The organism is Priestia sp. P5_B4, assembly GCF_056400385.1.
In genome coordinates this window covers 1-4,720 of sequence record NZ_JBFULJ010000266.1, presented here as the reverse complement: position 1 = coordinate 4,720, position 4,720 = coordinate 1, and the positions used below count along the sequence as shown (strand labels likewise).

Here is a 4,720-nt window from a genome sequence, read left to right as displayed (position 1 = left end):
CGTCCAATCTGCAGGTTTTGTTCCTGCGCCGAAAAAGTTTTCATAACTCTCTGGCGTTTGCATCGGTTCACCAGCTAAGCCAAACACAAGCTTTTCTTGAATAAAGGCAATGTGCCCAAGATTCCAGCGGATATTGTTATTGAATCCTTTTGGTGTGATGTCCGCTGCCTCTTCTGCTGTTTTTTCGAGGATACTGATCGTAATTCCTCTTACAACGTCCATATGTTTTAAAATCATGTTTTCCATCGTCTAATCTCTCCTTACGTTGTCGTATTAGATAAACTATTCAATGTCTATTGTGCACAAATTATCCCTTAAATGCCACTCATAACATTTAAACCTTAAAATAAAAGAACATTCAAAAGAAACATCCCCCTATATAAAAACTAGGGGGATGTTTTAAGCAGAAGACTTCAAATTTGAGACAGGTCCTTTATTTGGCTTCGGTTTTAGCTGACCTAGCTTATTTTTTAGATAATCTTTTAATGCGCCGCGTTTTCTCTTGCGTCTTTTATCACGATTTTTAATGGTAATCTCCTCCTTTCCTTTTAGTTTTAAGACCTGTGTATTAAATGGATTCTTCTTTTATACATAAAATCCTTTTGAATTCTTAAATTTACCTTCATGTAATTCTTTCCTTTTTACAAAAAAAGACCAAAGTATCAAAACTTTGATCAATCAAGCTACATACGTAATCGACCCAATAGTGGAAATAATAGCGCTGTTTCTGTCGTACCAAACAACAGGTTCGTATCTAACTGCAAAATAACTGAGGTGAGCKGTGTGAAGCCTGACAATTTCATCTGACAGGTAAGCTGATTGCTTTGCGTCGTCTTTTCTCTTTAAATTTAACACTTCAATAATTCTTTCCCGCGTTGTAATTCCAATTCCATGACCAAAGTATAGAGTTTCATCTAATACAATTGTGTTTTCACCTTTCCACTGGGGAGTATCAGGATTATAATCAGGATTTTTAAAATACGCACAGTCTCCGGGCAAGTAGTCAGATCCTTTATAACCATGAAGCTCAAGATCTTCATCATATTGCCAATCGTGTAAGTAAAGATCAGCAAAAAGCCTGTTAAAGTTTGCTTTTCCAATATTATTTAATAAAGCTTTGTAAAAGATGATGATAACAGCCGTCGCGCACTCAAACGCATATTCGTGTCCGTTGTAAAAAATATCATCGATGGCCTGATGAGGAGAAACGGTAGGCAGTAGCTGAAACCCTCCGTTATCGGTTCGTTTCCAATATTTTTCGTTACACCTAGAACGTGCAAATGTAGCAAACTTGGCGCCGCTTTTGCGCAGCAACACAGACGATTCAATAATTTGTAGTTTAACAGATACATCAAAATCAAGCTGGTCAAATGTAGCATACTCATACACTTCCCTATAGGCATCCATCTGTTTTAAAATGTCTGCTTTTTCTTTCGTTAACGAACTATTATTTAGATCACTTATTTTCACAATTTGTTGGTTAACTTTAATCATAGACGTTCTCTCCTTTACAGAAAATGATATCAATCACTTTCTCTAACAGGATATTGATAAAAAAAGATTTTGTGTATCTTCATTTATTTAAAATCGTGAAGATTAGAAAAAACGATGAAAGAAAGTAATTTAACCAATAATCTTTTCTTTTGTTCCTTTTTGTCCTTTTGTAACCTTTTTAAATATAAAGCGAGCAACTAACACGTACAGTGGTAACACAATAATGACGGCAATAACATTTAAAATCCAAGGTATTGTCCCCATAAAAACGTTTGAAGATGCTTTATCATACCAGCTCACAATAAGTATTAAAAAGAAAACACTGGATATAAAAGTACTTATGTATCCCTTCTTATAGTTTGTACTTCTCACAGCAACAACAAAGCCAATTACCAAGGAAATGCCTGCTGCAATTAAGACAAAAATCAAAAATAAGTTTGCTACCTTTTGAACGTCCATTTCTTCCCTCTTTCCTATAAAATTTCCACTCCAGAATCTTCGTTACCTCACCTATAAAAAAGTAAATTTAAGTACTTTAAACTCCCTAAAACAATTAACGCCTTTTTCTAGATACAATTCCTACAGTTAAAATTAAAGTCATACCTACACCATATAGCGCTATAAAAGTATAAAGTGATTTTATGTAGCCAGCTGGATAAAGCGTAGCGCTCATTATTAATAAAAGTCCTAATATGTTTAATAACTTTGTTTTTTTAATTTTTATTTCCCTCTCTTCCTTTCAATCTCGATCGCCCTTTTACTTATATAGAATCTAGAAGCTAAAATTTCTTGGCAATCTACTAGGTAAATGTTTATACTTCTTTTAGAAATGTCCCTCTTCATTAAATTTCGCTTAAAATAAGCTTGTTCTCCACGAGACTTTTAGTTAGTTCTGTTCTTTATTTAACCGCTTCATTTTGTTTTTGATTAAAAGGTACTATTAAATTGTATATAAAAATTAACAAACCACACCCGACCATAACCCAGGCATACTTCCTTGGAATGCAGAATTAAAAATGTTTGCTAAAGCTATTATAAGTCCTGTTGACATGTTAAGATAATTCCAAAACAAGCAAATCGCCCCTCCTTAACCATTGCTTCTTCTTTTCTTAGGCCTTAATATAAATTCGTAGATGAACCAATAAATTAGAGGAAACAAAACAATAACGAGAAATCCGTTTTCAGCCGGTATATATTTATAGATTAATAGCATAATAATTGCAAACACAAGGTAAGCTATCCAAAACCCTTTATCTCTTTTACGCATAACTACCACCTCTCTCTGAACTGAAATCTCATCCTAACGTCTAACGTACTTTCTATATACACAACCAAATCCTTTCTTAAAAAGTACGTTATTAGTGAACGCCATACCAAGATAAGCCTGATTTTTAAGTCTAGGCTTATCTTGGTACTACCTATTTAGCAAGAAATACTTCTTCATTCACATTTTCAAAAAACGACTTCAACCTAGAAAAGTCCTCCTTGTTTCTCCGTGTAGAGAAAATTTCTTGATCATTATGAACAACAAGCTACGGGAGGTTTACTAAACACGTAATCTTCTTCGATTTTTATATTAACAAATTACCACATTTTTATTTTACTTGTTTTTCTAAATATGTTTTAATTATACACTAGTAACTTCTTAATTTGATGCGTAAGAACTCTACCAGTTAAACTTGGTTATTTCTGTAACTACGCTCTTATAATTAAGAGAAAGGAAAATGCTAATGGCCTTCGTTAAAAAAATAAACATCTCGTCCGAAGCTAAATCAATGGGTATAGACTTCTATGTACCTTTTTTAATCATTTTAATTGCAATACTTTATACGTGCTTTTCCCCTGATCTAGAAAGTCTTCAATACATATCAAGAATAATAGAATTTGTTGTATGTCCCATAGCTGTTTGGTGGTCCGTATACTTATTTTTAGATCACTCTGTTGATAAAGATAAAACAGCTGAGTTAACATCCAACTCCTCGCCATCTATTTTGTCTTACGGCCTTATTAGAGTGACATCTTTCTTTCTTATTTTTCTAGCAGCATTTTTTGTATTACTAATTTCTATTACATTAAGGTACCCTTATCCTTACATATCATTATTTAATTTAACTATTATTTATGTTCCTCAAACTGTGTTGTACTGTTACTTAGGATTTTTCCTTATGGTATTATCACGAAACATTGCTATTCCGCTATTTATTTTATTAACATATATAGCGGTCAAGTATTGGACGACTAGGGACATTCCGATATATAACGTAATGTCATTCTCTATAGATATGCAGTTGTATCCGAGGATTATCCTGTTAGCTGTAAAGAATATTGCATTAGCTCTTGCTTTAGCGGTTGCAGGACATTTCGTTTTGGTCAGACGAAAGAAGATATAAATATTAGTTTACACTAAAAAAGTTGAGCTCCTATTTACACTAGGTCTCAGCTTTTTTATTTCTTGAATAGGCTCAATTACAACATCGAAAGACTTAAAAAACATTAAAATGCAATTAACATTTTTTATGCTTTTTCATAGTTGGTCTCCATTTCAGCCGTTTTTAGTACTCAGGCTTAGCAACACCTAAATTCGATTCAAAATCAGTAAGGTACGTGCGGGCTCCGTTATATTTCTCTTCTTCTTCATAGTCATAATTATTACTTGTGTACGGATTGTTAACAATGTTTTTATATGATCTGATGGTTTTTAATTGAGTATCCAAAGAATAATCAAAACCTTTCGTTGCTGTTTCCAACTGTTCAAGCTGTTCTTTACTAAAGTCATCTCGATGCTTTTGTAATTCATCTTTCAGTATACTCAGTTTGTATACCGGTCCATTCTTTATGTCATTAACCGTAGGTTTTATATCCCTGTTAATTTCTTTTTGCGAAGAGTGAACGTGATCATAGAAGAAGTCTATACTTTTATCGTTTCGATCGGTGGCATCTACAACAGAACGCATATTGTCCATCATTGTCACTTTATATATCGTTTTAGGGGAAGTGTATTTCGTATAAGCTTTTAAAGCCTCTTCTCCATTTAGTTTGTCCACATCTTTTTCAAGGTTATTGATACTTCCTCTAGCTCGTCATTATTCATTTTATTAACCTTTGCAGTACTGCTAACGGACGCAGATAACAAATTAAAATCATTTTTATAACTTTGAAACGTTTTTTCTATGTCCTCATCTTTATTAATAAGACGATCACATTCATTTTGGAGAAATGTTAACTC

At 33.2% G+C, this 4,720-nt stretch carries 5 protein-coding genes and 1 pseudogene; 1 reads left to right on the top strand and 5 read right to left on the bottom strand.

Annotated elements, in window-relative coordinates; genetic code table 11:
• The 3 genes from AC1DRF_RS17175 to AC1DRF_RS17165 all read right to left on the bottom strand — a co-directional run.
• Positions 1-246, bottom strand: a 246-nt coding sequence (locus tag AC1DRF_RS17175; protein ID WP_477741234.1) for a DinB family protein, incomplete at its 3' end; no start/stop codon positions are given.
• Positions 247-678: 432 nt separating this feature from the next.
• Positions 679-1,494 carry a protein-glutamine gamma-glutamyltransferase gene (locus AC1DRF_RS17170; RefSeq protein WP_427076505.1) on the bottom strand — a complete coding sequence of 272 codons (816 nt, stop codon included), beginning with the start codon at positions 1,492-1,494 and terminating at the stop codon, positions 679-681.
• A gap of 129 nt (positions 1,495-1,623) precedes the next feature.
• Positions 1,624-1,953, bottom strand: coding sequence for a hypothetical protein (locus AC1DRF_RS17165; RefSeq protein WP_097823364.1), 330 nt, complete (start codon positions 1,951-1,953; stop codon positions 1,624-1,626).
• A gap of 1,706 nt (positions 1,954-3,659) precedes the next feature.
• Here AC1DRF_RS17165 and AC1DRF_RS17160 point away from each other — a divergent pair.
• Positions 3,660-3,884 (top strand): hypothetical protein, encoded by a 225-nt coding sequence (locus AC1DRF_RS17160; RefSeq protein WP_237074928.1) that lies wholly within the window; start codon positions 3,660-3,662, stop codon positions 3,882-3,884.
• 162 nt (positions 3,885-4,046) lie between these two features.
• Here AC1DRF_RS17160 and AC1DRF_RS17155 read toward each other — a convergent pair whose 3' ends face one another.
• Positions 4,047-4,538, bottom strand: a complete 492-nt coding sequence (locus AC1DRF_RS17155) for a hypothetical protein (RefSeq protein WP_427076507.1) — start codon at positions 4,536-4,538, stop codon at positions 4,047-4,049.
• Positions 4,526-4,720 (bottom strand): annotated as a pseudogene (locus tag AC1DRF_RS17150) (hypothetical protein); the annotation flags it as partial. The gene AC1DRF_RS17155 and the pseudogene AC1DRF_RS17150, both read right to left, overlap by 13 nt.

Excerpts from the sequence above, each read along its gene's own strand:
- AC1DRF_RS17165 (WP_097823364.1), bottom strand. The coding sequence starts at position 1,953 with ATGGACGTTCAAAAGGTAGCAAACTTATTTTTGATTTTTGTCTTAATT.
- AC1DRF_RS17160 (WP_237074928.1), top strand. The coding sequence starts at position 3,660 with ATGGTATTATCACGAAACATTGCTATTCCGCTATTTATTTTATTAACA.